Source organism: Rhodococcus sp. OK519, from assembly GCF_003051005.1.
Lineage (GTDB): Bacteria > Actinomycetota > Actinomycetes > Mycobacteriales > Mycobacteriaceae > Prescottella.
This window is the reverse complement of record NZ_QAOW01000010.1, coordinates 87,333-112,873: the sequence shown is the minus strand read 5'-3', so window position 1 is coordinate 112,873 and position 25,541 is coordinate 87,333. Positions and strand designations below refer to the sequence as shown.

Sequence of the window (25,541 nt, the reverse complement as noted above, 5' to 3'; positions counted from 1 at the left end):
CCGCCAACCGGTTGCCAGGCTGCCCCGCGACACTAGTACGGCAGGTTCCGGGAAGTCACTCGACCTGTTCCGGTCCCCCGTCCGGGAGCTGTGCGGTACCTACTGCGAGACGAACCGGGCCCGGCACTTCTCGGTGCTGCAATCCTCGTGGTCGACGGGGGCGCTACTTCCTCATACCCACATGGCGCAGATCGAACGTCCCGAGATCGACCCACGGGATCTCGTTCGCACCGACCACCTTGTTCGTGAACACTGTCACGTTGGTCTGGTTGCAGATCGGCACGAACATGGCCTCTTTCAACGTGAGATCCCAGATCTGGCTGTACATCGGCGCCCGCTCCTCCTGCGACAGAGTGGGATTGGCAGCCCTCACTGCGAGCTCCTCGATCTGAGGGTTGCCGTTCGAGTGCCCGTAGGATCCGAGGACGAAGTGAGTGACCGTCTCGGCCGGGTCCGCCTTCGGCACGAACGCATTCGACACACTCGCGTCGAAGTCCCCCGCCATGTAGCGCGGCTCGACCTGCGTCACAGGCACAGCGTTGAGTTCGACGTCGAAACCGGCCTCCGAGAGTTGGCTCTGAATGACGTTCGCCGGCTTCTCGGTATTGCTGCCGGCACCGAACGTCAGCGTCAGGTGCGCCCCGCCCCCCTTCGCGACGAGTCGGGCTGCCTTCTCCGGATCGAAGCTGTACGGGTAGTCGAGCGACGGATCGTTTGCCCAGCTGGCGGCTGGGTACATCTGCCGGAACGGTGCACAGTTTCCCGAGAACAACGCATTGATCTCGTCCGGATCGATCGCGTAGGCGAGCGCCTGGCGCAGCTCGGGATCGGCCATGTCACCGCGGGCACGAACGTTGATGCCGAGCACGCTTCGGAACGGCACCTTGTCCACATTGAACGCCCCCCGTGCGGCGTTCTCCTGCGCCTGCACGGATTCGCTTGCCGAACTCACCCAGGTGAGATCCAGGGCGCCCGTCTGCACACCGTTCATCCGTGTCGAGGCCTCCGGAATCGTCGTAATCTCGAGGCCGGCCAGCTTTCCGCCCTCGGGGTCCCAATAGGTACGGGAAGATCGCGTGACCGTGAGAGATTCCGACGGCACGAACTCACTGACGACGTAGGCGCCGGATCCTGCCCCGGCGGCCCCGTTTCGAACGTCGACGCCCTCGGCGATCACTTTGGGACTGATCATCATCCCGAGGTTGGTGGTGAATGCTCCGGGCAACTCCACACCGGTTCCTGGTACGAGATGCAGGCGTGCGGTGTGATCATCGACAGCCGAGACCGCAGAGATGTTCCTGAATACCGGCGCAGCGACACTGCCTGCCAAGGTCTTTCCGCGTTCGATGTTCGCCGCGACCGCCGCCGCATCGAACGGTGCTCCGTCGTTGAATGTCACGTCTTTCCGTAGCGACAGGTCGAGGTACGTGCCGTCCGTAGCGAAGGACCAGGCTTCCGCCAATCCCGGAACGAGGTTCCCCTCCGAATCGACGGTGATCAGGCGGTCGTAAAGCACCGTCAGGAAGGCAGTTCCCCCCAGCGTGTCCTGCAAGTACGGATCGAGAGTCTTCGCTCCCCCCGCGAAACCTACTTCCAATACGGCATCGGGGTCCCATTCCCCGGCGGGCCCCGCGTCCGCGACCCCAACCGGGCCTCCACCGCCACATCCTGCCAGCAGGAACGCAGCCGCGGCGACTATGACGATCTTGTGGCACAGGCCTTTACAACAGGCTTTCACGGCTACCTCTACTTTTGTAGGTGCGGGAGTGGGTGAAGGGGAGAGCAGCGCAGCATGCCGAGGACGAGCGCGCCGGTAAGGCATGCATTCGCGCGACTTCAGAAGGACCGACTACGAAGATGGTTGCTGCGCAGATTCACTATCGAGTTCGCCGTCAGCGACGAACGCCCTGGCCGACGAACAGCCCGTCACTAGCCCAGTGGCTAGACACGCTAGTGACCGGCGTCACTCGGTGTCAAGCATTGATGTTGAATCAGGCTGTAATGCAGCCCGTTTGAGGTGCTCCCTGACCGGAATCGCCGCGAAAGCCCGCGCCCGAGACCCACACGAACTGGTCAAGCCCAATTCGTGCTTCGGCGTCGTCTAATCGGTGGAAATCGCCCGACGAAGAAGCGCATAAACACCCTCGGTGACGTCGTCCTCCGGCAGATCCCCGAGCCCGGCGATCTCTTGGACGTATCGACCGAACAATCCCCACCCGAGAGCGAGCCCCGTAATGGCTGCGACGGCAAGGCGAGCGTCGTCGTCGGACATCTGCGACTGCTCGATCTCGTTCTTGATCCGTCTGCTCAACTCCGCCAACGCAGGTGACTTGCCGAGTAGGGTTTCCGGCGCCTTGCCCTCGAGCACGGATTGCGCAACTATGCGGGCATACTCGGACGATTTCGGTCTCATGATGTGCGCAATTGCGTCATCCGCGCTGGCAGCTTCCGCGAACATGTCCGCCCAATCGGCCGACGCCCGCTGCAGAACGAGTTTGAGTAGGTCGTCCTTGGTACCGATGTACTGGTGGATCAGGCCGTAGTTGACGTCCGCGGCCGCTGCGATCTCGCGAAGTGAGACTCGACTCGGGCCCTTCTCCGCGAAAAGGGGTCGGGCAGCGGCAATGAGCCGAGAAACGACGCGCTCACGAGCCGTCGACGTCATCGCCGTGGTCTCACTTCGGGCCTCGCATTTCGTCGTCCGGCACCCACGGCCGAGGCCGGGCGTTCGAATTCTACCCTGGGGAGAGTCGGCCACAGCACGAGATCCGTACCAGCGAATCGGCACCGGCGTCCCACTCACTGGTTCGGCGGCTTTCACGCCTACCGGGCGCTGGCTAACGTTCCGTTGTCGGTGAATGCAACGCCCCGGCAACGTGCACCTCTCGGTCGGGTCATGTGCACAGCGATCTTCCAGCTCCGTCAGTGCGGGACCATTTCACCGCCGTAGTCACCTCGGAAGGATCATCGGGCATGTCGAACACCCTCTTCCCCGAATCAGTCACCGGCAACGGCGGACTGGCCGCAGCGCTCGCCCTCGAGGCGCTCGACATCGAATGCGTATTCACGATTCCGAGCGCACACAATCTGGCCATTCTGAAGGCGATAGGACAGCGCGGCCGAATCCGCGTCGTCGGTTGCCGGCACGAACAAGGTGTCGTACACGCGGCGGACGGATACGCTCGAACGACAGGCCGTTTGGCTGTGGGCATCGTGAGCACCGGCCCTGGCACCGCCAACGCGATGGGCGGCATGTACGAAGCCCACCACGCGTCGTCGCCGATCCTGCTCATCACAACTCAGGTCGAAACACGTTATCTGGGGCGCGGATTCGGCTATGTACACGAGGCAGACAACCAGGCTGCGATGCTCAGGACCGTCTGCGGCGACGTTCGGACGATCGAGCGGGCCGACGAGATCGCCGAGACGATCGTGCAGTTGGGTCGGACGGCGGTGCGGGGCCGGCCACGACCGGTGGCCGTCGAGATTCCCTCGGATCTCCTGGAGCAGGCAGGTCTCGAGATCGCCGCCGCCGCACTACAGCAGGACGCGGCAGCACCAGTACCCCGAACGCGGCCTGTGACGGAGACGATCGACGAGGCGGCCGCCGTCCTCGCCACCGCCCGGCGCCCCTTGATCTGGGCCGGCGGCGGCGTGATCCGGTCGGGGGCGGCCGCGGCCCTGAGCCGCCTCGCCGAGAAGTGGAACGCACCGATCCTGACGAGTCGCGAGGGGCGCGGCGCCGTCCCGGAGGACGGAGAGCGCTCACTGGGCGCGGTGGCGACCACGAGGGAGATGCGGGCGTTCATCGCGCAGTGCGACGTGCTCCTTGCCGTCGGTACTCGATTCCAGCAGTACCCGACTGGCGAATGGACCGTGCCCTTCCCCTCGCGTCTCGTTCATCTCGACATCGATCCGACGGTGATCGGACGCAGCTACCCGACCGAGGTCGCGTTGGTCGGCGACGCCGAGATCGGCTTGGAGATGCTCACCAAGGCGCTCCCCCCGCTCTCCATAGGCGAAGCCGACACGCGGACCGTCCATCTCGAACTGGGTCGGTCGGCGGCAGCGGCGATGCGCGAGGAGAAGGGCCTCGAGGCCGGTCGCGATCAGCGGGCGATCTGCGAGTCGATCAACCGCAGACGTCCCCGTGACGGCGTCGTCGTTCGTGACGCGACCGTGCCCGCCTATGTATGGGGCGAGAGCCTTCTGAAGATATGGGAACCGCGCACATCCATCCGCTCCACCGCCGCCGGGATCGGCCCGGGACTGCCACTGGGGATCGGGGCCGGTCTGGCCTCGCGCAAGCACGCGATCGTCTTGCAGGGCGACGGCGGCTTCATGCTCAGTCTCGGCGAACTCGCGACCGCAGTCCAAGCGGCGGCCCCCGTGGTGATCTGCCTCTTCAACGACCGCGGCTATCAGATGCTCCGCAACATCGAGTCACGAACAGGCGACGGCGAATTGCACGACGTCGACCTCGTCACTCCCCGTTTCGCCGATCTGGCCACATCGTTCGGCGCTCGGTCCACCCACGTCACTTCCGCGGCCGCCTTCGACACGGCACTCGCGGAGGCGCTGACGGTGCAAGGTCCGACCCTCATCGAGATCGACATGCTCTCGCTCGAACCCATGTGCCCGTGATCGCTCCATCCAGCTGACCCGACATCCAATCCTGCGCTACCTCAACAGAACCGGTCCGCAGTCGAGTGCCGGCCGCGTTGCGCCGGGGACGTGGTACCGACAGCGCCGAAGTCGGCATTCACCCTTGCCCATTCTTAGCCATGTGGCTAGTCTGGTGAGGATCCCACCAAGGGATTCAGGTTCTACTGCAGCACTGGGCGATTCAGCGAGCAAGCCCGTTCGCGATCGTGTTGTCGAAGAGGTGGAAATGGATACTCTCGATCTCGTCATCCGCAACGGCACCGTCCTCGACGGCTCCGGCGGTGCCCCGCAGTTGCTCGACGTCGCCGTCCGCGACGGCGTCATCGTCGAGGTGGGAGATGTCGCCGGCACCGGCCGCGAGGAGATCGATGCTCGTGGCCAGTTGGTCACACCAGGTTTCATCGACGTCCACACTCACTACGACGGTCAGGCCACCTGGGAGAGCCGGTTGGTGCCGTCGACCAACCACGGCGTGACGACTGTCGTCATGGGCAACTGTGGTGTCGGGTTTGCGCCGTGCGAACCCGAGCAACGCGACATGTTGATCAAGCTCATGGAGGGCGTCGAGGACATCCCCAATGTCGTACTGAGCGAGGGCGTCGACTGGCAGTGGACCAGCTATCCCGAGTACCTCGACTTCCTGGGGCGACGTCGATTCGACGCGGACATATGTAGCTACGTCCCGCATGCGGCGCTGCGCACATATGTCATGGGCGAGCGGGCCTTTCACCGCGAACCGGCCACAGCGGCAGAGATCGAGAAGATGGCCGCTCACCTGGAGGAAGCGATCCGCGCGGGCGCCTTCGGTTTCGGCACGTCGCAGACGATGTTCCATCGTTCGAGCGACGGCCAACTCACGCCGACCCTGGCCGCGACCGAGGAGGAGTATGCCGGGCTGACTGCTGCCCTCGACCGGGCCGGTGCGGGCCTCGTCCAGTTCGTCATCGAGTACAGCGACGGGTGGGAGCAGGTCCTGGACATGGGTCTGCGCCAAGCGAAGGCGTTCCGTCGCCCCTTCAGTATGTCGGTGGTGCAGAGCCACGGGAACCCGAAAATCTGGCGCACGATCCTGAACAAGTTCGACGCATTCAACGCCGACGGCGGCGAGGCGACCATGCAGATTCTGCCGCGGCCGTTGGGCGTTCTGATGGGTCTCGAGCTGACCCTGAATCCCTTCTACTCGACCCCCACCTACCTTTCGATGGCCGACCTGCCACTGACAGACCGCGTCCGTGAACTACGCAAACCGGAGATCAAGGCGCGCATTCTCACCGAAACCAACGATCCTGCTCCAACCATGCAGATCGGAACGCGCGTGCGCGACTTCGGCCAGCTCTACGAGATGGGCGAAGGCTTCGACTACGAGCCCTCGCAGGAGAGCAGCATCGGCGCGCAGGCCGAGCGCCTGGGCGTGACACCCGAGAGCCTGGTCTACGACAAACTGTTGGACAAGGACGGCCGCAACATCCTCTATCTGGCGTTCTCGAACTACGCCGGCTTCTCCCTGGAACCGGCCCGCGAGATGTTGCTCAACGACCACGCCGTTCCGGGTCTGGGCGACGGCGGTGCACACCTCGGGGTCATCTGCGACGGCAGCATCTACACGCATCTCCTCACCCACTGGGGCAGGGACCGCACCCAGGGTGAGCGGTTGCCCCTGCCCTACCTGATCCATCTGATGACAAGGCGGTGCGCACAGATGATGGGCCTGCAGGACCGCGGCCTGATCGCACCGGGCTACCGCGCCGACCTGAACGTGATCGATCTGGACAACCTCGGACTGGACCTGCCTCGGGTCGTCCGTGATCTGCCGGCCGGCGGTCGACGCCTGATGCAGGACGCACGCGGGTACACCGCCACCATCGTCGACGGCGTGGTCGTCACCCGCGACGGACGGCACACCGGCGCCTTGCCGGGCCGCCTGGTTCGAGGTGCGCAACCTGCACCCCCGGCACCCACGGCGGCCCACGTCTAGGATCCCGCGCCCGAACCGGCACACACCAATCCGTCTCTCACCCTGGAGGACCCGTGCACACACCCGTAGGCGGCCGCTCCGCCTGGCTCGGCAGCACCCTGGACTACCGCCAGGACGGCCTGTGGCAGCTGTCCGAGGCCGAACTCGCCGAGATCGACACGGCGCTGACCACGCTGAAGGAGCATGGTGATCTGGACCTGACCGAGATCGACACCGCCACCTTCCCGCTGCGCTCCGTCGGCTCTTTCCTGTCCCGGCTACGCGATGAGCTGTGGTCCGGCAGCGGGTTCGTGCTCATCCGAGGACTGTCACGCGAGCGATACGACGACGACGACCTCGCCCGGATCTACTGCGGCCTGGGCGCGCACCTGGGCGACATCATCCCGCAGTCGGGCAACGGCGAGATCCTGGGCCATGTGATGAACGTGGCCGACCTGGTCGACGGTCAGGTCCGGGGTTACCGGTCGGCCCAGTCGATGAACATGCACTCCGACGGCCACGACGTGGTCTCTCTCCTCTGCCTGCAAGAGGCGAAAGAAGGCGGCGCCAGCCGAATCGCCAGTGCGGCAGCCGTCCACGACCGCATGGTCGAGACACATCCCGACCTGGCCCGCGTGCTGTATGAGGGCATGCCGGTGATGCGTAGTCAGATGGACGCCGAACGCGGTGACGGCAAGATCGTGACATCAGGCAACGTCGCGCTCTTCGCCCGAACGGACGGGGTTTTCAGTTCATGTATTCACGTCGCCCAGATTCGCGACGCCGCCCGAGCCGGCTACTTCGCCATCAGCACGGAGCAGGAAGACGCGTTGAACCTGTTCTGCGAACTGTCCGCCTCACCCGAGTTCTACCTCGACATGAACATCGCGCCCGGCGACATCCAGTTCCTGAACAACCGTCTGATCGTCCACGGCCGTACCCCTTACGAGGACCATGACGAACTCCACCGACGCCGTCACCTGATGCGACTGTGGCTCAACATTCCGTCGTGGCCACGGCGCCCAGGCAACCAGCAGGACATCTATTCAACGGCCGACCTGCCGAGTTGGGCTCGCTTCCGCACGCCGTTCATGGAGATGCCGGAGCGGTATTCGGCCCAGCTCACCACGAAGTAGCTGAAGGCTCCCCCGGTGTCCCGCAACTTCGCAGACGAGGAACTGGACTGCGTCAGCCCACGATCACCACATGCAGATTCCGCGGCCCGTGGACGCCCTCGACTCGCTCGAGTTCGATGTCCGACGTCGCCGAGGGCCCGCTGATCATGGTGGTGGGGCGCTCGGGCACCAGCCGTGCCATGGCCTCGGGCACGCCTACCTCGATGCTGTCGACGGTCACGACGCACACGTGCAGGTCCGGCACGAGAGTGAGTGCTCGACGGCCCTGGTCGGGGCGGCCGTCGAGAAAGATGGTGCCGGTCTCGGCGCACGACACGGCGGACGCGGTGACGACGCCGTCCAGGTCGCCCAGCTGGGGCGCCGGCACGGTCGACGAGTCCACCACGACCTCGCCGCCGAACCGTGAGAGCCACGAATCGTCCAGTCCGGCAGGCACACCGACGCGACGCGCACCGACCTCACTCAAGACGCGGGCGAGCACGTCGGGCAGCTCCGAAGGACCACTGCGATGCACCACGGCCTTGTAGTCCACCAGCCGATCGACCAGCAGCTCGACGCGGTCGGCGTCGGGCATCGTGCGACCCGTCCGGTACTCGCGCGGCACCTCGACGGTCTTCGGGGGTGCGAGCGTCAGCGCGTCGCGGATGCGTCCCATGATCACGTCACGCGAGCTCATCACTGACCGTCCTTCCGTGCCTCGTCGATCGCGGCACGACCCTCTGCGGAATCCCACCATTGCCGGAACGTCTGCTTCGGCGGCGCCGGAATGTCGCGGGCATCGGTCCATCCGCTGAGCGGCGGAGGCAGTTTCGAGATCTTGCCCTTCCTGCCGGCCGCGACACGGCCGAGACCGGCCGCCTTCTGCGCCAACGTGAATCGCTTGGCCGAGGACATCGCGATCGACGCCGCCTTCATCGCAGCTGCCTCGGCGCCGAAGCCGGACTTCTGCACCTTCTGGTGGCGCAGTTCGACCAGCAGCGACGGAATGTCGATCTTGACCGGGCACGCCTCGAAGCACGCACCGCACAGGCTGGACGCGAACGGCAGCGTCGAGTTGGGGTCGTCCTTGCCGTCCATGCCCGCCAGCTGCGGGGTGAGGACGGCGCCGATCGGGCCCGGGTAGGTGGAGCCGTAGGCGTGGCCGCCGGTGCGCTCGTAGACCGGGCACACGTTGAGGCACGCCGAGCAGCGGATGCAGTTGAGGGCTTCGCGGCCGACGCTGTCGGCGAGCGCGGCGGTGCGGCCGTTGTCGAGCAGCACCAGGTGGAAGTTCTGCGGCCCGTCGTCGGGCGTGACGCCGGTCCACATCGAGGTATACGGGTTCATGCGCTCACCGGTGGACGAGCGCGGCAGCAGCTGCAGGAACACCTCGAGATCCCGGTACGTGGGGATCACCTTCTCGATGCCCATCACGGTGATGAGGGTCTGCGGCAGAGTCAGGCACATGCGGCCGTTGCCCTCGGATTCGACGACGCCGAGCGTGCCGGTCTCGGCGATGCCGAAGTTGGCGCCGGAGATCGCGACGGGAACGGTCATGAACTTGTGCCGCAGAAACTTCCGGGCTGCGGCCGCGAGGTGCTTGGGGTTGTCGTCGAGCGTGGGGTCGACGCCGTCCATCTCGCGCAGGAAGATCTCCCGGATCTCCGCCCGGTTGCGGTGGATCGCGGGCACGAGGATGTGGGACGGCTTGTCGTGGCCGAGTTGGACGATCAGCTCCGCCAGGTCCGTCTCGTATGCGCGGATGCCGTTGGCCTCGAGGTGCTCGTTGAGTTCGATCTCCTGCGTGGCCATCGACTTGACCTTGATGACCTCGTCGGAGCCGGTTTCGCGCACCAGTCGGGTGACGATGTCGTTGGCCTCGTTGGCATCGGCCGCCCAGTGCACGACGCCGCCGCGTGCGACGACGGCAGCCTCGAGCTGTTCGAGCAGCTCCGGCAGCCGGTTCATCACGTCGGTCTTGATCGCCGCTCCGGCGTCCCGCAGGTCCTCCCAGTCCGGCAGCTCGGCGGTGACCGCGAGTCGCTTGGCCCGGATGGTGTGGGTGGCCTTGCCGATGTTGCTGCGCAGCTGCGTGTTCGCGAGTTCGTGGTGCGCGGCGGCCGGGAACTTCTCGGTACCGCGCAGGAAGCCCACGCCCTTGGGCGCGCGCGGCGGGAATGCCGGCAGACCGAGTGCGACGTCGCTCATGCGTTCACCTCCACGGTGGACTCGACCGAGGCGAGGATCTCGGCCAGATGCACCGTCTGGGTGCCCATCTGCAGCCGCGTCATTCCGCCGCCGATGTGCATCAGACACGACGAGTCACTGGCGCAACAGTATTCGGCACCGGTGTCGCCGATGTTGCGGATCTTGTCGGCCAGCATGGCCGTGGACGTCTCGGCGTTCTTGATCGCGAAGGTGCCACCGAAGCCGCAGCACGAGTCGGCCTCGGGCAGTTCGACGAGGTCGATCTCGCGGACCGCGCGCAGCAGCTGCAGCGGCTTGTCCCCGACTCCGAGCATCCGCAGCGAGTGACACGTGGGGTGATAGGTGACACGGTGCGGGTAGTAGGCCCCGACGTCGGTGACCCCGAGGACGTCGACGAGCAGTTCCGACAGCTCGTACGTCTTGGCCTTGACGGTCTCGACCTGCCCGCACAGCGCCGCGCTGCCGTAGCGGGAGGCGACGATCTCGTGCTGGTGCCGCACCGATCCGACGCACGAACCCGACGGCGCGACGACGGCGTCGATCGAGGTGTCGCCGAAGTTGTCGGCGTAGTTCGCGACCAGCGGCAGCGCGTCGGGCTGGTAGCCGGTGTTGACGTGCATCTGCCCGCAGCACGTCTGCCCGGGAGGGAACACGACCTCGTGCCCCAGTCGGGTCAACAGCAGTGCGGTGGACTTGGCGGCATTCGGGAACATCGTGTCCCCCATGCACGTCGCGAACAGCGCGATTCGCATGCGATTCTCCAGCGATCGTCGGTGTGGTCTGACCACAGTAACGCATGGTCACAGGCTCGATGCAACAACAGACACGTTTCTGCCGCAACTTTCGTGCAGCCGTCGATTGTGATCGGGGTCATGGTGTACGGTCCTGTGGTCTGACCACACAGCGGTCATCTCCGGCCTGTCCCCGAGCCGCCGTCATCCCGGCGCAAACCAGGAGTTTCATGTGGAATCCGAGTTCCTCGCGGTGACCTTCACCCCCGCGACCGACGCCGTCGGCGGCAGCCTCACCGCCTCGGCCCTGGTCGGCCTCGTCCCGCTGGCCACGTTCTTCGTCCTGCTGGCGGGATTCAAGCTCAAGGCCTGGTATGCCGGCCTGGGCGCCCTCGCCGCCGCAGCGCTGGTCGCGATCATCGGCTTCGACATGCCGGCCGCCCTCACCGGGCTGTCCGCGCTCCAGGGCATCGCATTCGGCCTGTTCCCCGTCATGTGGATCGTGGTGACGGCGATCTGGTTCTACGAACTCACCGTCGTCAGCGGCCGGTTCGAGGACCTGCGCCGGGTGTTCAACTCGATCGGCCGCGGCGACATGCGTGTGCAGGCCATGCTGATCGCTTTCTGCTTCGGTGGAATGCTCGAGGCCCTCGCCGGATTCGGCGCCCCCGTCGCCATCACGGGCGCGATGCTCATCGCCCTCGGGATGCCGCCGGTCCGGGCCGCCGTCACCGTCCTCGTCGCCAACACCGCCCCGGTCGCCTTCGGCGCCATGGCAATCCCGATCACCACCGCGGGCAACCTCACCGACATCCCCGCCACCGAGATCGCGGCCGTCGTCGGTCGGCAGACGCCGGTCCTCGCGCTGTTCGTCCCGCTGCTCCTGCTGTTCCTGGTGGACGGCCGCCGCGGCATGAAGCAGGTCTGGCCGATCGCCCTCGTCACCGGCGCCGTGTTCGCCGTCGCGCAGTTCTGGTGCTCGGCACACTTCTCGTACGAACTGACCGACGTCGTCGCGTCCCTCGCGGGCCTCGCCGCCGCGGTGATCATGCTCCGCTTCTGGGGCCCCAAGACCCCGGACGATCAGCGTTCGCAGGTCGAGGCCGAACCGCTCGGCCCGTCGCGCGTGTTCATGGCGCTGTTCCCGTACCTGCTGGTGGTCGTCGTCTTCGGTATCGCCAAGCTGTGGACCGCCGGCGTCGACATCCCGAAGTGGCTGTCCGGCACCGACCGAAAGGTGGAATGGCCGGGCCTGTTCGGCAACCTGCTGACCGGCAGCGGCGATCCCGCATCCAGCGCGATCTACACGTTCTCGTGGCTGTCCAACCCCGGCACGCTGCTGCTGATCTGCGGCATCATCGTCACGATCGTCTACGCGACATGGACGGACGACGGACGCTTCACGCTCACCGCCCGCGCGTCGGTCGCTACCTTCGGCGTCACGCTGGTGAAGATGCGTCTGGCCATCGCGACGGTCGCGACGGTCCTGGGTCTGAGCTACGTGATGAACCAGTCCGGGCAGACCGTCGCGATCGGCACCTGGCTCGCCGCCACCGGCGCCGCCTTCGCGTTCTTCTCCCCCATCCTGGGCTGGATCGGCACCGCGGTCACCGGTTCCGACACCTCGGCCAACGCCCTGTTCGCGAAGCTGCAGCAGACCGCCGGACAGACAGCCGGCATCGACCCGACACTGTTGGTGGCCGCCAACACCTCCGGCGGTGTGGTCGGCAAGCTGGTGAGCCCTCAGAATCTGACGATCGCCGCGACGGCGGTCGGCCGCCCGGGCAGCGAGCCGATTCTGCTGCGCAAGGTCATCGGGTACAGCCTCGGCATGCTGGTGATTTTGTGCACCCTGGTTTACCTGCAGTCCACGCCGGTCCTCAGCTGGATGCTGCCGTGACCACGCACGATCGACACCGCCTAGGCTGACCTGTCATGTCGTCCGAACCCACTCCCCCCGACTTGCTGATCGCGTCGCATCCGCGCGCGTGGGAGCAGGTGCTGAGCAAGGTCGAGGAGATGATGGTCTCGGGCGAGTTGTCCCCCGGCCAGCGCCTTCCGGGCGAACGGACCCTCGCCGCCGATCTCGGTGTCGGGCGGTCGTCCGTCCGGGAGGCGCTGCGTGTCATGGAAGCCCTCGGACTTCTCAAGGCGCAGACCGGATCCGGCCCCAATGCGGGCGCCATGATCGTCTCCCGCCCGACCGGCGGCATGACGATGCTCATGCGCATGCAGGTCGCGGCGCACGGCTTCCCGGTCTCCGACGTCGTGCAGACCCGTCTCGTGCTCGAGTCGGAGGTGATGCGGACGCTCGCCGGACAGCCGACGGTCGACCTCACGACGGCCGTCGAACTGCTCGACTCGATGGACGCACCGACGCTGACCGCCGACGAATTCCTGATCCTCGACGCCCAGTTCCACGTCGCAATGGCCGACGCCGCCGGCAACCAGGTGATCGCCGCGATGATGGCGGGGCTGCGCGCGTCGATCGAGTCGTACGTGGTGGGCGGAGTGGATCGCCTCGCGTGGCCCACCACGTGCACTCGGCTGCGTCACGAGCACCGCGGTCTGATCGAGGCGGTGACACAGGGCGACGCCGCCCTCGCGCAACAGCGGATCGTCGGTCACATCCGCGGCTACTACGAGGGCGTCCGCGACGACGCCTGAGTCACTGCACGGTTCGGCGCATCAGAGACGCGACGTGCGGCTCGAACGCGACCAGCGTGACGACTTCGACCGAGGTCCGCGTCGCGCGGATCCCCGAAACGGCCTGTTTCACCGCATCTTCCGTCGGCCACCCGAATGCACCGGACGAGATCAGCGGGAACGCGACGGTCCGCGCGCCGAGTCCGTCCGCGACCGCGAGACTGCGGCTGTAGCAGGACCGCAGCACCGCAGACCGGTCCTCGTGCCGCGAGAACCGCGGTCCGACGGTGTGAATCACCCACGACGCCGGCAGATTGCCCGCAGTGGTGGCGACTGCCGCCCCCTCCGCGAGCCCGTCGGGCAGCGTCGTGGACCGCAGCTTCCGGCACTCGGCGAGAATCGCCGGCCCGCCGCGGCGGTGAATGGCGCCGTCCACACCCCCACCGCCCAGCAGGGAAGAGTTGGCCGCGTTGACGATCGCGTCCACTCGGAACGTGGTGATGTCGCCCTCGGCGACGTCGATGACGGTCATGCGGACTCCCCCTGAGAGGTCATGGTTGCACCGGCCGCGATCTGCAGGCCGATTCGCTCGAGGTCCTCACCCCGATAGCCCGGCCAGCCGTGCAGCATCCGGGACCACTCGACCGGCACCGCCGACGCACCCCACCGCGCACCCAGCAGACCGCCCGCGATGGCGGCGGTGGTGTCGGTGTCGTGGCCGGCGCGGACGGCGCGCTCGAGTGCGTGCGGCAGTTGGTCGGGCCCCTCCGGGGTTCCGGCGATCGCCCACCATGCGGTGAGCAGCGCATCGACCACCCAGCCGTTGTTCGGGAAGTCGGCGGGCGTGCCCCGCTCGGCACCGTCGAGCAGCGGGGACCAATACGCGCGGGTGCTCGGCTCGGCGGTCTCGAGGTAGCCGCGCACCCCGTCGAACGTGCCGTGCAGCACCGCGTGCCGGATCGCGAACGTCCACATCTCGCATGCCTCGACGGCCCGCTCGTCGTGGTGGGTGAGCAACCCGATTGCGCGGGCAGCACGGATGCAGCGGGCCTCGTCGTCGAGACAGGCCAGCGCGACCGGAGCGGTGCGCATCAGCGAACCGTTGCCGCCCTTCCGGCCCGGCAGCGACCGGGCCCGCTCTCGCATCTCGGCGGCGCTGCCCGGCCGAGTCGACAGCACCGCCCTGGTCTGGTTACCGATGTCCGACGGGTCGGAGTCGTACCACCGAACAAACTGCGCGGCAACGGCGTCCAGACCATCGCCGGTCGAGATGTCGACACCGGTGGCCGCCACTTCCGCGATCGCGAGCGCCATCGACGTGTCGTCGGTCCACTCCCCCGGCGCAAACGACCCGATTCCGCCGCCGATCATCGCGATCACCGCGCCCGGACGCGGTGTCGTGAATTCGTATCCCGCACCGAGCGCATCCCCCGCCGCGGCGGCCGGCAGGACGCCCGCAACGCGGTCGGCCCGAATCTCGTTCAGTTCCACGAACAGCCCCTTTAGATCGATTCTGAGCTAAACGTTAGATCATGATTGCGCTAATCTGCAAGGGTGAACCAGCGAGCAGCAGGATCGGAGTGGGTGGACGCAGCCGGGAAGTCGCTGACCGACTACCCCCGCCCCTCCGTGGCCGTGGACGTCGCGGTGCTCACCGTCGAAGCCCGCGAACTGAGCGTCCTCGTAGTCGACGGCCCGCGCGGGCTCGCCCTTCCAGGCTCCTTCCTGCGGCCGGGCGAGCGACTGTCCGATGCCGCCGAACGCGCCCTACTCACGAAGGCGGGGCTGGCCGGCGCGGACTTCCACCAGCTCACGATGTTCGACGCACCCGACCGCGACGACCGCGGCTGGGTCCTCTCGATGGCCCATGGAGCGGCACTACCCGTGGACGGCCTCCCCCGCGGCGCCCGACTCGTTCGGATCGACGACCGGACACCCGACGAGCCACTGGCGTTCGACCACGCACACATGGTCTCTTACGCGGTGGATGATCTGCGCGCCCGCTACTCCCGGCACCTCGACCCGTCGCGGCTCCTGCCCGACGAGTTCACCGTGCTCGAGCTACGGAGGCTCTACGAGGCCGTCTACGGGCGCCCACTCCCCAAGGATTCGTTCCGACGGATGGTGGTCGACGCACTCGAGACCACCGGGCAGCTGCGGAGCGGAGGCGCCGGCCGGCCCGCCGAGATCTTCCGCCGACGGGTAGACGCCGAACTCCTCGCGGGCGCCGCGACGTTGGTGTCCGACTGACCGACCACACGCCGAGCTCGCCGTCCCCGATCCTGTCGGGGGTCCGCGCTACCTTGATCCCGACATCGCTTCGGGGGTGGGATTCGGTCCCGGAACGACGCTCCATCCGGCATGACAAGGGGGGCTCATGTTCGATTCAGACACCTTCGACGCAGCAATCGACCAGTCCTGGAATCGATTCCAGCGCCGACTCGCCGACCACCTCTCCGCGATGCGCAACGACGACGTCCTCATCCTCGAATGGGCCGAGGAATCCACAGTGGAGGGATTCGCCCCGTGGATTCAGTTCCTGGTGTGGGACGACGTGATGCTGCGCGGCGAGGTGTCGTCCAATACGTATCTTGCGCCCCGCCACCAGCTGACGCCGGCGTCCGATGCCCTCATGCGAACGCTGGGCTGGTCCGCGCCGACGCACCTTCCGGACGAGGATCCCGACGAAGGTTCGTCGGCGCACTTCATCGACAGGGAGCAGCGGTGGGCCGACCAGTGTGCCGCGATGGCGGTCACGACGCTGCGCGAGGTATGGAGCGTCGTCCATCCGAGTTTCCTGCGTTCCGAGATCATCGGCACGGCCGCCGGGACCGAACTGCTGGAAGCATCCGACCCCGGTGCCGACGACGAGCCCGCGGAGTCGACGGTGGACGACACTCGCTCGATCGTTCCGGACGACCCGCAGGAGTTGCGGGTCCTCATCGCGCAGGCGATCGAACAGGCCCTCGGCTTCACGCCCCGACGCGACCAGGACGGCGACGTCGTGCTCACCCTCGCGGACCAACCGGTGTTCGTCATCGCGCACCCGGACCAGCCACTGGTACGGGCATGGATGCCGCTGCTGCACTCGATCACCGGTAGAACACGGGCCGCGGAACTCATCTGCGACCTCACCCCGCGCTGGCCCGGAATCCGGTTCAGCCTCGACGAGGACCGACTGAACGCGTCGGTCGACGTGTCCGCTAATCCCTTCGTACCGCGGCATCTGGCCGATGCGCTCGACCAGTTGAGCCGCTTCGCCACCTCCGTCGACACCGCGTTCGCGACCCGCTTCGGCGGCGCACGGATCGTGGACGACGGGCCGGACGACCACACCGGCGGCGATGCGATCTCCCACGACCCATCCGACCACGAGCCCAGAGGCGCCGACTGACTCACTCCTGATACCTCCGCAAACTCGGTACCGCGGCGGCCGGATCGGAGCAGAATCATGTCCGACCGGTGGTTTCGCAGCGTTCGGGAGACGACGGAAGGGGCAGCCATGTCCGACAGCAGGGCCGACGGCCGACTCTCCGACGACACGGTCATCGAACAGGCCGTGGCGAAGGGGACAGCGCTGGGCGGCGCCGTCCTCCTGGTGACGGTCGGCTTACTCGAGGCGTTCCAGGGCCTGTCGGCGGTCGCCGGAGACGACGTCCTGGTCCTCGAGGCCGACTACCGATTCCAGCTGAACGAAACCGGATGGGGCTGGATCCACCTCGTGCTCGGCCTGGTCGTCGCGGCGGCCGGCGCGGCACTGTTCACCGGAAGGACCTGGGCACGGGTGGCCGCGATGGTGATCTGCGCGGTGTCGATCGTCGTCAACTTCGTCTGGCTGCCGAACTACCCGATGTGGGCGATCTCGATCATCGTGCTGAACGCGGTGGTGATCTGGGCGGTGGCCACCTGGAAACCCGAGGAGACCCGACCGCGATGACCAACGCCGACCGCGAGAGACCGCTCGACAACGACGAGCGCGCCGAACTCCAGCGTCTTCGGGACGAGGTGTCGACCCTCCGCACCCAGGTCGCCGAACCTGGTTCCGTGACAACGACGGCGCCGCGCGCGCCCCGGCACACCCTGCGCTGGATCGGGGTGAGCGTGCTGCTCGTGCTCGTCGCGGCTCTGGCGATCGTGTCGGTGACGTCCCGATTCGTGCGAAGCCAGATCCTCGACACCGACCGCTACGTCGCCACCATCGCGCCGCTGGCCGACGACCCGGCAATCCAGGCCGAGGTCACGAACCAGATCACCGACGAGATCTTCACCCGGATCGACATCGACTCACTCACCGCGGAAGCGGTCACCGCGCTCACCGAGGCCTCGAACCTGTCGTCCAACGCGCCGCGCGTGAACCAACTCCTCTCGGGTCTTTCGCCGGTACTTGCCGGGCAGGCGAAGAGCTTCGTCCACGACACTGTCACCACGTTCGTCGAATCCCAACAGTTCGAGGACCTGTGGAACCAGGCCAACCGCCGGGCGCACAGCGCTCTGGTATCGGTGGTCACCGGCAACTACGGAATCAGTTCGGTGGAGGTCGACCAGAGCGGCACCGTGAGCATCTCGCTCGCGACGATCATCGACAACGTGAAGACCGCCCTGACGGATCGCGGTTTCACGATCGCCCAGAACATCCCCACGATCGACAAACAGTTCGTGCTGTTCGAGTCGCCGAACCTCGTGAAGGCGCAGCGCGCGGTCAACGCCCTGGACAAGGCGTCGGCGATCCTGCCGTGGCTGGGTATCGCATGCGCCGCCGCAGCCGTCGCGCTCACACCACGCGGGCGGCGACTGCACACCCTGTCGCTGGCCGGGCTGTCGATCGCGCTCGGCATGCTCGTCCTTGCAATCACGGCCCTGGTGGCCCGTGCGATCTATCTCGACGACATTCCATCGAATGTCCTCTCGCCCGATGCGGCAACGGCCGTCATCGACACCGTGCTCGTGCCGCTGCGCACCAGTCTGCGTGCCGTCGCCGTGGCGGGCCTGGTGATCGCGGTCGGCGCCTATCTGACAGGGGGCTCATCCTCGGCGCTGGCGGTCCGGCGTGCCTTCGGTCGATCCGTCGAATTCGTCCGGCGCCCCATCCACGGCCACACACCGAGCGGTGTCGAGCGGTGGGCACGGCAGCTACGGGTCCCGCTGCGGTGCACGATCATCGGGATCGCCGCGCTCCTGCTCGTCTTCTGGCGCTATCCCACCGGACTCGTCGTGTTCTGGATCGTCCTCGGCGGTGTCATCGCTCTGCTGCTGCTGGAGTTGCTGGCTCGTCCGGCGGCGGTCGATCCAGCGGGCAACGACGCGGATCAGCCGGGAAGAGCCGGGTCCGAGATCGAATCCTCGACAAGGTGACTCGGCTCCGGTCCAACAGTTCGCCGCTGTGCTCGACCGGCTGCCCGTACGCATCGGGGAACATCTGATAACGCACGCGATTCACGAGTCGCCGCGCGAGAGCTTCCAGCCGAACCGAATCGCAATGCGGGCCGCCAGCCATCCCAGTAGTGCCCCCACCACCGGATACGCGAGCGCAACCAGAATGTACGAGGGCTGAATGGCCACGGAGACACTGCCGTAGGAGTAGTCGCCGACGTACGCGAAGTTGGTCCGGGTGGGCTCGGACAGCCACACCCACTCGACGAGGGTGACGACGGCCAACGTGAGCAGCCCGAGCACGAATCCGACGAATGCTGCCAGAACTTGCAGTGCACGCATGCCTCAGTCCGCCGCTTTCACGGCCGCTACAACCGATTCCATGCCAGGCACTATTCCAGGCGAAGCGCTCCCACCCGGTAGCACCGCCCGATCAGCTCAGCGCGTCTTGCTTCCGCTCCTGGAAGTCGGCCTCGCTGATGAGTCCGGCGTCGAGCATCTGCTTGGCCTCGTGGATCTGATGTGCCCGGGAGCCCCGCGAGATCCGTTCCACATAGCCCTGCTCGGCGTGCTCGATCCTCTCGAAGTCCGAGTGCGCGCGGCGCGCCATCTCGTCGCCCTTCAGGATCACGTAGACCAGTGTCGAAGCGAACGGAAGCACGATCAGGAAGACGATCCATAGTGCCTTCCCGATACCCGACGTCTTGTGGTCACGGAACAGATCCGCGAACACCGCGAACAGCACGATGAGGTAGGCGCCGAACACGAAACAGGCGAAGATCACCGCGACGACGCTCCAGAAGCTGTCCATACTTCGACCCTCCTCGGGTGCCGATCACGACGCCAGGATTCTGGCCTTCTCCGCAGCGAACTCCCCCTCGGTGAGAACGCCCTGCGCCTTGAGTTCGCCGAGTTGCTTCAGCGCACCGATGCGATCGACGGGAGGGGACGACGGCGCTGGCGAAGGCGGTGGCGGTGGCGGCGCTGCAGCGTACTGTGGCTCGGCGTACTGCGGCTCGACGTACTGCGGCTCGGGCTGCTGCGCGGCCCACCGCTGCCCCTGCCTGCGCGATACGCGGTTCGATACCGCGGTGGCCGTGCCCGCAACGACGGCCGTGCGGGCCACACCTCGGAGAAGTCCCGGCATGATGTGCTCCTAACTGGTGGCGTCGAGTGCGTCGAGCGTCGAGAGGATGCCCTGTGCCGGAATGCGTCCGGACGCCACGAGTTGCGCGCCCTGACGGCGCAACGCCGACGCGAACGGTGCGGCCCAACTGTTCTCGTAGACCAGAATCGCGCCGGATCTCCCCGGTTCGAGCGCGACGGCCGCCTCGTCGAGGTCCGAGCGATCGAGCAGACCCGACGACGCCTCCGCGAACAGCGTGATGTCGACCTCGCCCCCGAACCCGAAGTCCTCGATCGCAAGTCCGACCACCGAGCCGTCGTGGTCCTTGCGCACGAACACCAGATCGAGCACCCGGATGATGCCCCGTTCGACCAGATCGCACAGGATCGGCAGCGCCGAACCGTCGGGATTGCGATCGGCCGGAAACTCGACGACCGCGTAGTCGATGGGGCCCAGCTCGTCGAGATCCGAATCGCCGCGTTCCTTGTCGTCCACCGCACGACCTCGCTTCCTGGGACGGAAGAGCCTCGGAGTTGTGCCGTCAGTATCGCACCGAAGGGTGGGGCCGGGGCGGCGATCGACGAAGGTGCCGACGGGAATACTCCGACCAGGATTCGACCTTGTACCGAGGTAACGTGCGATCGTAAGCAAAACGAAAGGAGCCCGGCCGTGGCGAACAGGATCGAACACAACGCCGACCAGAACCGCTTCGAGGTCTATGTCGACGACGCCCTCGCCGGCTACGCCGATTACGTCGAGGCGAACGGGGTCCGCGACTTCGGGCACACCGTCACCGAACCGAACTTCCGCGGCCAGGGCATTGCCGGACAGGTCGTCAAGGCCGCGCTCGACACGTCGCGCGATCAGGGCTTCAAGATCGTGCCGTCGTGCTCGTACGTCGCGAAGTACGTCGAGTCGCACCCCGAGTATGCAGACCTGGTTGCCTGACCCATTTTCCGTCGAGTGGGACCTGCCTCCCCGCGTCCCCGGGCGACGGGGTAACTATGAAGCCATAGGTAGAACGGGTTTCAACTAGTCAACGAGGTTGCGCCAAAATGAGTGATGCTTCGGCCATCGGAGATGGCATCTTCCAGATTACGGTCCCCATGTCCCACAATCCGCTGGGCAGCACGCTCGTCTACGCAATGGAGTCGCCGGGCGGCCTGATCCTCGTCGATGCCGGCTGGGACGGCGACGAGGGCTGGGACGGACTGACATCGGGCCTCGAGTCGGTCGGGCATTCGGTGTCCGAGATCGAGGGCGTCGTGCTCACCCACTTCCATCCCGATCACACCGGCCTGTGCGGGCGCGTCCGGGAGGCGTCGGGCGCGTGGATCGCGATGCACCAGGCCGACCACGACATGTTCGAGAAGATGTCGTCCGGTCGAGGCCAGGAGTGGATGGACTTCCAGCTGTCCAATCTCGAGCGGGCCGGCGCCCCGCTGGCCGACCGCGAGGCGTTCGAGAAATCCGCGCAGGGCGACCCGCCGGTAGGTCCGGAATCGGCACCCGACCGGATCCTCGTCGACGACGAGATCATCGGCCTGACCGGGCGAGGCCTGCGTGCGGTGTTCACCCCGGGCCACACCCCGGGCCATGTGTGCTTCTACCTCGAGGACGCCGACGTGATGTTCACGGGCGACCACGTTCTCCAGAAGACCACGCCGCACGTCGGCAACTTCGTGTACCCGCTCGAGGAGCGTGATGCGCTCGCCGAGTTCATGGAGTCGCTGCGACGGGTCCAGAAGATGGACGTCACCCGTGGCCTCGGCGCCCACGGTCTTCCCATCGTGGACGTCGCCGGTCGCGCCGGCGAACTGATCGAGCACCACGAGGAACGCCTCGATCACCTCTACGGGGAGTTCGCCGACGACGAGATCACGGTGTGGCAGGTGGCCCAGCGGATGAAGTGGTACCGGCCGTGGGACCAGTTCCACCCCATGGCGAAGGGCATGGCGCTCTCGGAGGCTGCAGCCCACCTGCGACATCTGGTTGCCCGCGGCCAGGTCGCCGAGGTGCCGGGCACAGAACCGGCGCGGTTCGCCCGCAGCTGATCGGATACGGATGGGGCCCGGCGGTTTTCACCGCCGGGCCCCAGTCTCGTTCCTCGCTGCTGTTCCTCGCCCTGGCGGGGCCGCCCCGGCCGTCGCATCCGCTCCGCGTCGAACGGCGCCCGGCCCGCGTCGTCCAGCGCCCGCCGCAGCAGGAACTCGATTTGCGAGCAAACGGCCGACCCGCCGGACGGTGGGAGAAAGCCACCGCGAGATCAGAACACGTTCTAATCTGCTGACATGAGCATCCTTGTCGAGGACCGCGTCCGCGTCCGCACTCTCACTCTCGACCGCCCCGAGGCACTCAACGCGTTCAGCGAGGCGCTGTACGACGCCACTACCGAGGCACTCCTCGACGCGGCCGACGACCCGAACGTCGCGGTCGTGCTGCTGACCGGCAATGGCCGCGCCTTCAGCGCCGGCACCGATCTGCGCGAGATGCAGGCACTGACGACCGATCCGAACTACCAGCGCGGCAAGCATGGCTTCAACGGCATGATCGACGCCCTGGTCAACCTCCCCAAGCCGCTGATCTGCGCGGTCAATGGCATCGGACTGGGTGCCGGCGCAACAATTCTGGGATTCGCCGACCTGACGTTCATGTCCAGCACGGCCCGCCTCAAGTGCCCGTTCACCGACCTCGGTGTCGCACCCGAAGCCGCATCGAGCTTCCTCATGCCCCAGTTGATCGGACGCCAGAACGCGGCATGGCTGTTGATGAGTTCGGAATGGATCGACGCCGAGCAGGCGAAGGAGTTCGGCCTGGCGTGGCAGGTGTGCGCGCCCGACGATCTCATGCGGGTTGCCCGGGAACACGCGGAAAAGCTTGCTTCCAAGCCGATTTCGAGCCTGATCGCGGTGAAGCGGACGATGACCGACCCCCTCCGGGCGGCGATCGCGGACGCGCGCGAGCGCGAGAACGCCTGCTTCCGCGAGATGCTGGGCGGACCGGCGAACAGGGAAGCCCTCACGGCGTTCGCGGAAGGGCGGCCTGCGGACTTCACCAAGCTTCCGGCCGGGGCCTGACCGACCCACCGGGCATGCCCGGATCGACCGGTTCGGGGTGCCAGTGATCTACCGTGGCTGCATGGACGGGATCGGACTGCAGATAGCCCTGTGCCTGACGTTCGTGATCGCAGGCGTCACAATCGCCTGGACCTCATGGGCCGCAGCGAACGGTCGCCTCCGCCGAAACCCCTATCTGGGCATCCGCACACCGACGGTCATGTTCAGCGACGAGACCTGGGCCACCGCACACCGCGCGAGCAGGGCGTGGACCGGGATCGGCGGAGCGGCCTCGGTCGTCACCGGCCTCGCAGTGCTGGTTCCGATGTCGGAGGCGGCACACACGGCACTCGCCGGTGTCGGCGCCGCCTGCCTGCTGGGGTTTACGTTGATCGGGGCGCGGGTCGGCGTCCAGGCGGCACGCGATGTCATCTCCGCCGGAGACCACCCCGTCGACTCGAATACTAGTTCGAACTGACTGGCGATATTGCGCCGTCTCCCCGAGCGGGGCGACTTCGACGCCGTGGCCGGGCGAAAGGCTCCTCACCGCACTGTCCTCGCTGACGAAACCGACGAATTCCGTCGACATGCGGAGCCCCGGGAACCGGCGCGCCGAAATGTTCGACGAACATTCAGACTTGTTCGGCAACCCAGACATCGCTCACGCGCCCTGGACGGGCCGACTCTCAATCACCACCGCACGCCGACTCGCCTGCGACCCCGGCTGCGGCACACCACCAGCCCGCTGCGAAGGCCACCACATGAAGCACTGGGCAGACGGCGGACCAACCGACCTCGACAACCTCGTGCAGGTCCAGCGAGCCTGGTGGGGTGTGAACCACGGGCGGTGGCCGGTGCCGATCGTTACTTGCCAGTGGGAGTGGTGCAGTAGCCGGTGGCGGTAGCGGCAAAGCCCGTATCGGAAACCCATCCCGACCACAACCGCGCAGGACCACGCGCGGCCTCATCGGCGAACATGCGGGTGAAATGTACTTACCCATATATCAACTCGCCGATCGAACCGAGATGGGGACGTCGCTCTAGGCCTCCTCAGCCTCGGCGCGTTGCCAGCGCCGCCTCTTCGCACGAAGCGCAATCGCGGCTGCAGTGCCACCCGCCACCGCGCCGACCGCAACGCCAGCCCAGGTCGCGGACGGTTCGTCACTGGACGGTGTCAGCAGCCCGGCAATGATGCCGACCGCACCGGTCAGATAGAGAGCGAGAGCAAGCACCGCGCGCGGGCGGGCCATCCTCCCGGTCTCGCGCGGATCCACGTTGCGGCTCCGCGCGAAAGCCAGAACGCATGCGGAGATGACCAGCGACTCGAGCAGCAACCCGAGGGCAATCCAGGCGCCGGCGACGTCGGCAGCCCAGGGCAGGACCGCTGCGGCAACCAGCGCCACCCACAGGAACAGCTGAAGCCCGACAGCCGCCGCCTCGTTCCACACGTCGCGCTGGCGTTCGTCCCGGTAGAACTCGTCGTCGAGATCCCCGACCACCCGCATGGCCCTTATGAATGCGCTCACGCTCAACCCTCCTCGTCGAGTGGGAACAGGATCTCCACCGTGGTTCCCAGTGCCTGGGCCAGCCGCAACGCCAGGTAGACGCTCGGCGCGTAGTCGCCGCCCTCCACCGACACGATGCTCTGACGGCTCACTCCACCGGCGCGCGCCAACTCGGCCTGGGTGATCCCGGCCGCCTTTCGATGCTCGCGTACGCGGTTCACCCGCGGCTTGTCGGACACGACAAGAAGTAAAGAACGCTTTACATCAGGTGTCAAGCATCCTTGTCATTCTGTGGCGGGGGTGACAGCGTCGTGCAGGACCTTCGCCGACTCCGCGAACTTCCGCACCTGCGCGTCCTGCCACACGTGCGCCTGGGTGCCGCCTCCGAGGACCCGGCTGGCGAGGGCCGACGACGTCGCGATCGGGACGTCGCTGCCGGCGATCACGATGTTGCCGTCGCGCTTGCCCTTGAGCATCGCCGGGTCCGCGATGATCGCGGTGTGCTCGAACACCGCGCCGATCGTTGCAGCCTCGGCACGCGCACCGCGCAGATCCGGCGTGTCTCCGCAGTTGACGACGTAGATACCGCCGGGCGCCAGGACCCGCCGCGCCTGCCGGGTGAACTCGAGTGTGGTCAGCGGCCGCGGCGTGCTGTTGCCCGCGAAGACGTCTCGAACGATCAGGTCACGGCTGTCGTCGGTCAGAGTCTCGGTGACAGCGCGGGCCTCACCCACCCGCACCCGCAGCAGTGGCGCGCGAGGCAGGTCGAACCACTCCCGCACCAGCACGGCGAGGCGCCCATCCAGTTCGACGACTACCTGCCGCGCCTCGGGATACATCGACGCGAAGGCCCGTGCGAGTGTGCAGGCACCGCCACCCAGATGGAGTGCACGGAGCTTCGACGACGAATCCCACTGGGAACGTGCGAGTTCTGAGATCCATCGCATGTAGTCGAAGGCCAGCGTCTGCGGATCTGCCAGGTCGATGTGCGAGCTGGGTTCGCCGTTGATCTTGACGATCCAGCTCTGTTGGTCGAACGGATCTTCCTCGAGCTCACACATTCCGGTGTCGATCTCGTAGGTACCGGCGACGGGACCGCCGTCGCCGCGAGGATCGCGGTCCTCACTCCTGCGGCCGCCCCGCTGCCTGCCCATCGACGCCATCC

28 protein-coding genes are annotated in these 25,541 nt (G+C 66.8%); 14 read left to right on the top strand and 14 right to left on the bottom strand.

The annotated features are described in order from the left end of the window. Positions 1-163 precede the first annotated feature (163 nt). The gene (locus C8K36_RS21605; protein WP_258195538.1) at positions 164-1,516 is read right to left on the bottom strand and encodes an ABC transporter substrate-binding protein; all 1,353 of its coding nucleotides are present in this window, start codon (positions 1,514-1,516) and stop codon (positions 164-166) included. Between the two features lie 585 nt (positions 1,517-2,101). Further along, on the bottom strand, positions 2,102-2,665 hold the full coding sequence (locus C8K36_RS21600; RefSeq protein WP_107986823.1) for a TetR/AcrR family transcriptional regulator: 564 nt from the start codon (positions 2,663-2,665) through the stop codon (positions 2,102-2,104). 308 nt (positions 2,666-2,973) lie between these two features. On the opposite strand from C8K36_RS21600, the gene C8K36_RS21595 reads away from it, so the two are divergent. The 3 genes from C8K36_RS21595 to C8K36_RS21585 all read left to right on the top strand — a co-directional run bounded on the left by C8K36_RS21595 (position 2,974) and on the right by C8K36_RS21585 (position 7,755). Further along, entirely contained in the window at positions 2,974-4,644 is a 1,671-nt protein-coding gene (locus C8K36_RS21595) for a thiamine pyrophosphate-binding protein (protein WP_107986821.1), read from the top strand. A 247-nt stretch (positions 4,645-4,891) separates the two neighbouring features. Then, positions 4,892-6,640 (top strand): N-acyl-D-amino-acid deacylase family protein, encoded by a 1,749-nt coding sequence (locus tag C8K36_RS21590; RefSeq protein ID WP_107986819.1) that lies wholly within the window; start codon positions 4,892-4,894, stop codon positions 6,638-6,640. Between the two features lie 53 nt (positions 6,641-6,693). After that, the gene (locus C8K36_RS21585; RefSeq protein WP_107986817.1) at positions 6,694-7,755 is read left to right on the top strand and encodes a TauD/TfdA family dioxygenase; all 1,062 of its coding nucleotides are present in this window, start codon (positions 6,694-6,696) and stop codon (positions 7,753-7,755) included. Between the two features lie 52 nt (positions 7,756-7,807). Here the strand turns inward: C8K36_RS21585 and C8K36_RS21580 are convergent, their stop codons facing one another. Genes C8K36_RS21580 through C8K36_RS21570 form a run of 3 tightly spaced genes read right to left on the bottom strand, consistent with a single transcriptional unit; the run spans position 7,808 to position 10,694 of the window. After that, positions 7,808-8,431, bottom strand: a complete 624-nt coding sequence (locus C8K36_RS21580) for a LutC/YkgG family protein (protein ID WP_107986815.1) — start codon at positions 8,429-8,431, stop codon at positions 7,808-7,810. Then, positions 8,431-9,942 carry a LutB/LldF family L-lactate oxidation iron-sulfur protein gene (locus C8K36_RS21575; protein WP_107986813.1) on the bottom strand — a complete coding sequence of 504 codons (1,512 nt, stop codon included), beginning with the start codon at positions 9,940-9,942 and terminating at the stop codon, positions 8,431-8,433. The genes C8K36_RS21580 and C8K36_RS21575 overlap by 1 nt, the downstream gene beginning before the upstream one ends. After that, positions 9,939-10,694, bottom strand: a complete 756-nt coding sequence (locus tag C8K36_RS21570; protein WP_107986811.1) for a (Fe-S)-binding protein — start codon at positions 10,692-10,694, stop codon at positions 9,939-9,941. Before C8K36_RS21570 ends, C8K36_RS21575 begins: the two co-directional genes overlap by 4 nt. Before the next feature lie 211 nt (positions 10,695-10,905). Between C8K36_RS21570 and C8K36_RS21565 the strand changes: the two genes are divergently transcribed. Both C8K36_RS21565 and C8K36_RS21560 read left to right on the top strand, forming a co-directional pair. Then, positions 10,906-12,573 (top strand): L-lactate permease, encoded by a 1,668-nt coding sequence (locus C8K36_RS21565; RefSeq protein ID WP_107986809.1) that lies wholly within the window; start codon positions 10,906-10,908, stop codon positions 12,571-12,573. A 35-nt stretch (positions 12,574-12,608) separates the two neighbouring features. After that, entirely contained in the window at positions 12,609-13,340 is a 732-nt protein-coding gene (locus tag C8K36_RS21560; protein WP_107986807.1) for a FadR/GntR family transcriptional regulator, read from the top strand. A gap of 1 nt (position 13,341) precedes the next feature. Here C8K36_RS21560 and C8K36_RS21555 read toward each other — a convergent pair whose 3' ends face one another. Then, the gene (locus tag C8K36_RS21555) at positions 13,342-13,851 is read right to left on the bottom strand and encodes an O-acetyl-ADP-ribose deacetylase (RefSeq protein WP_107986806.1); all 510 of its coding nucleotides are present in this window, start codon (positions 13,849-13,851) and stop codon (positions 13,342-13,344) included. Further along, entirely contained in the window at positions 13,848-14,810 is a 963-nt protein-coding gene (locus C8K36_RS21550; protein WP_107986804.1) for an ADP-ribosylglycohydrolase family protein, read from the bottom strand. Before C8K36_RS21550 ends, C8K36_RS21555 begins: the two co-directional genes overlap by 4 nt. A gap of 63 nt (positions 14,811-14,873) precedes the next feature. On the opposite strand from C8K36_RS21550, the gene C8K36_RS21545 reads away from it, so the two are divergent. From C8K36_RS21545 to C8K36_RS21530, 4 genes are all read left to right on the top strand, one after another. Further along, entirely contained in the window at positions 14,874-15,569 is a 696-nt protein-coding gene (locus C8K36_RS21545; RefSeq protein ID WP_181319675.1) for an NUDIX hydrolase, read from the top strand. 127 nt (positions 15,570-15,696) lie between these two features. Further along, positions 15,697-16,713: a T3SS (YopN, CesT) and YbjN peptide-binding chaperone 1 gene (locus C8K36_RS21540; RefSeq protein WP_107986800.1), complete on the top strand. Its 1,017-nt coding sequence runs from the start codon at positions 15,697-15,699 to the stop codon at positions 16,711-16,713. Between the two features lie 108 nt (positions 16,714-16,821). Beyond that, the gene (locus C8K36_RS21535; protein ID WP_107986798.1) at positions 16,822-17,256 is read left to right on the top strand and encodes a DUF7144 family membrane protein; all 435 of its coding nucleotides are present in this window, start codon (positions 16,822-16,824) and stop codon (positions 17,254-17,256) included. Next, a complete protein-coding gene (locus C8K36_RS21530; protein ID WP_258195537.1) occupies positions 17,253-18,671 on the top strand; it encodes a hypothetical protein in 1,419 nt (472 codons plus the stop codon). Before C8K36_RS21535 ends, C8K36_RS21530 begins: the two co-directional genes overlap by 4 nt. Before the next feature lie 81 nt (positions 18,672-18,752). Here the strand turns inward: C8K36_RS21530 and C8K36_RS21525 are convergent, their stop codons facing one another. The 4 genes from C8K36_RS21525 to C8K36_RS21510 all read right to left on the bottom strand — a co-directional run bounded on the left by C8K36_RS21525 (position 18,753) and on the right by C8K36_RS21510 (position 20,310). Beyond that, the gene (locus C8K36_RS21525; RefSeq protein WP_107986796.1) at positions 18,753-19,031 is read right to left on the bottom strand and encodes a hypothetical protein; all 279 of its coding nucleotides are present in this window, start codon (positions 19,029-19,031) and stop codon (positions 18,753-18,755) included. Between the two features lie 91 nt (positions 19,032-19,122). Continuing rightward, a complete protein-coding gene (locus C8K36_RS21520) occupies positions 19,123-19,500 on the bottom strand; it encodes an SHOCT domain-containing protein (RefSeq protein WP_107986794.1) in 378 nt (125 codons plus the stop codon). 24 nt (positions 19,501-19,524) lie between these two features. Continuing rightward, entirely contained in the window at positions 19,525-19,836 is a 312-nt protein-coding gene (locus C8K36_RS21515) for an SHOCT domain-containing protein (RefSeq protein WP_107986792.1), read from the bottom strand. Positions 19,837-19,845: 9 nt separating this feature from the next. Next, positions 19,846-20,310, bottom strand: a complete 465-nt coding sequence (locus C8K36_RS21510) for a DUF6325 family protein (RefSeq protein ID WP_107986790.1) — start codon at positions 20,308-20,310, stop codon at positions 19,846-19,848. 174 nt (positions 20,311-20,484) lie between these two features. On the opposite strand from C8K36_RS21510, the gene C8K36_RS21505 reads away from it, so the two are divergent. The 5 genes from C8K36_RS21505 (at position 20,485) to C8K36_RS25280 (ending at position 23,776) form a co-directional block, all read left to right on the top strand. Then, positions 20,485-20,763 (top strand): GNAT family N-acetyltransferase, encoded by a 279-nt coding sequence (locus C8K36_RS21505; protein WP_107986788.1) that lies wholly within the window; start codon positions 20,485-20,487, stop codon positions 20,761-20,763. Between the two features lie 107 nt (positions 20,764-20,870). Then, positions 20,871-21,869: an MBL fold metallo-hydrolase gene (locus C8K36_RS21500; protein WP_107986786.1), complete on the top strand. Its 999-nt coding sequence runs from the start codon at positions 20,871-20,873 to the stop codon at positions 21,867-21,869. Between the two features lie 237 nt (positions 21,870-22,106). Then, positions 22,107-22,892, top strand: coding sequence for an enoyl-CoA hydratase/isomerase family protein (locus C8K36_RS21495; protein WP_107986784.1), 786 nt, complete (start codon positions 22,107-22,109; stop codon positions 22,890-22,892). A gap of 61 nt (positions 22,893-22,953) precedes the next feature. After that, positions 22,954-23,349: an SdpI family protein gene (locus tag C8K36_RS21490; RefSeq protein ID WP_107986782.1), complete on the top strand. Its 396-nt coding sequence runs from the start codon at positions 22,954-22,956 to the stop codon at positions 23,347-23,349. Continuing rightward, positions 23,297-23,776, top strand: a complete 480-nt coding sequence (locus C8K36_RS25280) for an HNH endonuclease signature motif containing protein (RefSeq protein WP_420910924.1) — start codon at positions 23,297-23,299, stop codon at positions 23,774-23,776. Before C8K36_RS21490 ends, C8K36_RS25280 begins: the two co-directional genes overlap by 53 nt. A gap of 135 nt (positions 23,777-23,911) precedes the next feature. On the opposite strand, the gene C8K36_RS21480 is transcribed toward C8K36_RS25280, so the two are convergent. Genes C8K36_RS21480 through C8K36_RS21470 form a run of 3 tightly spaced genes read right to left on the bottom strand, consistent with a single transcriptional unit; the run spans position 23,912 to position 25,530 of the window. After that, the gene (locus C8K36_RS21480; protein ID WP_107986778.1) at positions 23,912-24,397 is read right to left on the bottom strand and encodes a hypothetical protein; all 486 of its coding nucleotides are present in this window, start codon (positions 24,395-24,397) and stop codon (positions 23,912-23,914) included. A gap of 2 nt (positions 24,398-24,399) precedes the next feature. After that, positions 24,400-24,615, bottom strand: a complete 216-nt coding sequence (locus C8K36_RS21475) for a helix-turn-helix transcriptional regulator (RefSeq protein ID WP_107986776.1) — start codon at positions 24,613-24,615, stop codon at positions 24,400-24,402. 45 nt (positions 24,616-24,660) lie between these two features. Next, a complete protein-coding gene (locus C8K36_RS21470; RefSeq protein WP_181319674.1) occupies positions 24,661-25,530 on the bottom strand; it encodes a spermidine synthase in 870 nt (289 codons plus the stop codon). Positions 25,531-25,541: the final 11 nt, after the last annotated feature.

Excerpts from the sequence above, each read along its gene's own strand:
- C8K36_RS21600 (WP_107986823.1), bottom strand. The coding sequence starts at position 2,665 with ATGACGTCGACGGCTCGTGAGCGCGTCGTTTCTCGGCTCATTGCCGCT.
- C8K36_RS21595 (WP_107986821.1), top strand. The coding sequence starts at position 2,974 with ATGTCGAACACCCTCTTCCCCGAATCAGTCACCGGCAACGGCGGACTG.
- C8K36_RS21590 (WP_107986819.1), top strand. The coding sequence starts at position 4,892 with ATGGATACTCTCGATCTCGTCATCCGCAACGGCACCGTCCTCGACGGC.
- C8K36_RS21580 (WP_107986815.1), bottom strand. The coding sequence starts at position 8,431 with ATGAGCTCGCGTGACGTGATCATGGGACGCATCCGCGACGCGCTGACG.
- C8K36_RS21575 (WP_107986813.1), bottom strand. The coding sequence starts at position 9,942 with ATGAGCGACGTCGCACTCGGTCTGCCGGCATTCCCGCCGCGCGCGCCC.
- C8K36_RS21570 (WP_107986811.1), bottom strand. The coding sequence starts at position 10,694 with ATGCGAATCGCGCTGTTCGCGACGTGCATGGGGGACACGATGTTCCCG.
- C8K36_RS21560 (WP_107986807.1), top strand. The coding sequence starts at position 12,609 with ATGTCGTCCGAACCCACTCCCCCCGACTTGCTGATCGCGTCGCATCCG.
- C8K36_RS21555 (WP_107986806.1), bottom strand. The coding sequence starts at position 13,851 with ATGACCGTCATCGACGTCGCCGAGGGCGACATCACCACGTTCCGAGTG.
- C8K36_RS21540 (WP_107986800.1), top strand. The coding sequence starts at position 15,697 with ATGTTCGATTCAGACACCTTCGACGCAGCAATCGACCAGTCCTGGAAT.
- C8K36_RS21535 (WP_107986798.1), top strand. The coding sequence starts at position 16,822 with ATGTCCGACAGCAGGGCCGACGGCCGACTCTCCGACGACACGGTCATC.
- C8K36_RS21530 (WP_258195537.1), top strand. The coding sequence starts at position 17,253 with ATGACCAACGCCGACCGCGAGAGACCGCTCGACAACGACGAGCGCGCC.
- C8K36_RS21525 (WP_107986796.1), bottom strand. The coding sequence starts at position 19,031 with ATGCGTGCACTGCAAGTTCTGGCAGCATTCGTCGGATTCGTGCTCGGG.
- C8K36_RS21520 (WP_107986794.1), bottom strand. The coding sequence starts at position 19,500 with ATGGACAGCTTCTGGAGCGTCGTCGCGGTGATCTTCGCCTGTTTCGTG.
- C8K36_RS21515 (WP_107986792.1), bottom strand. The coding sequence starts at position 19,836 with ATGCCGGGACTTCTCCGAGGTGTGGCCCGCACGGCCGTCGTTGCGGGC.
- C8K36_RS21500 (WP_107986786.1), top strand. The coding sequence starts at position 20,871 with ATGAGTGATGCTTCGGCCATCGGAGATGGCATCTTCCAGATTACGGTC.
- C8K36_RS21495 (WP_107986784.1), top strand. The coding sequence starts at position 22,107 with ATGAGCATCCTTGTCGAGGACCGCGTCCGCGTCCGCACTCTCACTCTC.
- C8K36_RS21490 (WP_107986782.1), top strand. The coding sequence starts at position 22,954 with ATGGACGGGATCGGACTGCAGATAGCCCTGTGCCTGACGTTCGTGATC.
- C8K36_RS25280 (WP_420910924.1), top strand. The coding sequence starts at position 23,297 with ATGTCATCTCCGCCGGAGACCACCCCGTCGACTCGAATACTAGTTCGA.
- C8K36_RS21470 (WP_181319674.1), bottom strand. The coding sequence starts at position 25,530 with ATGGGCAGGCAGCGGGGCGGCCGCAGGAGTGAGGACCGCGATCCTCGC.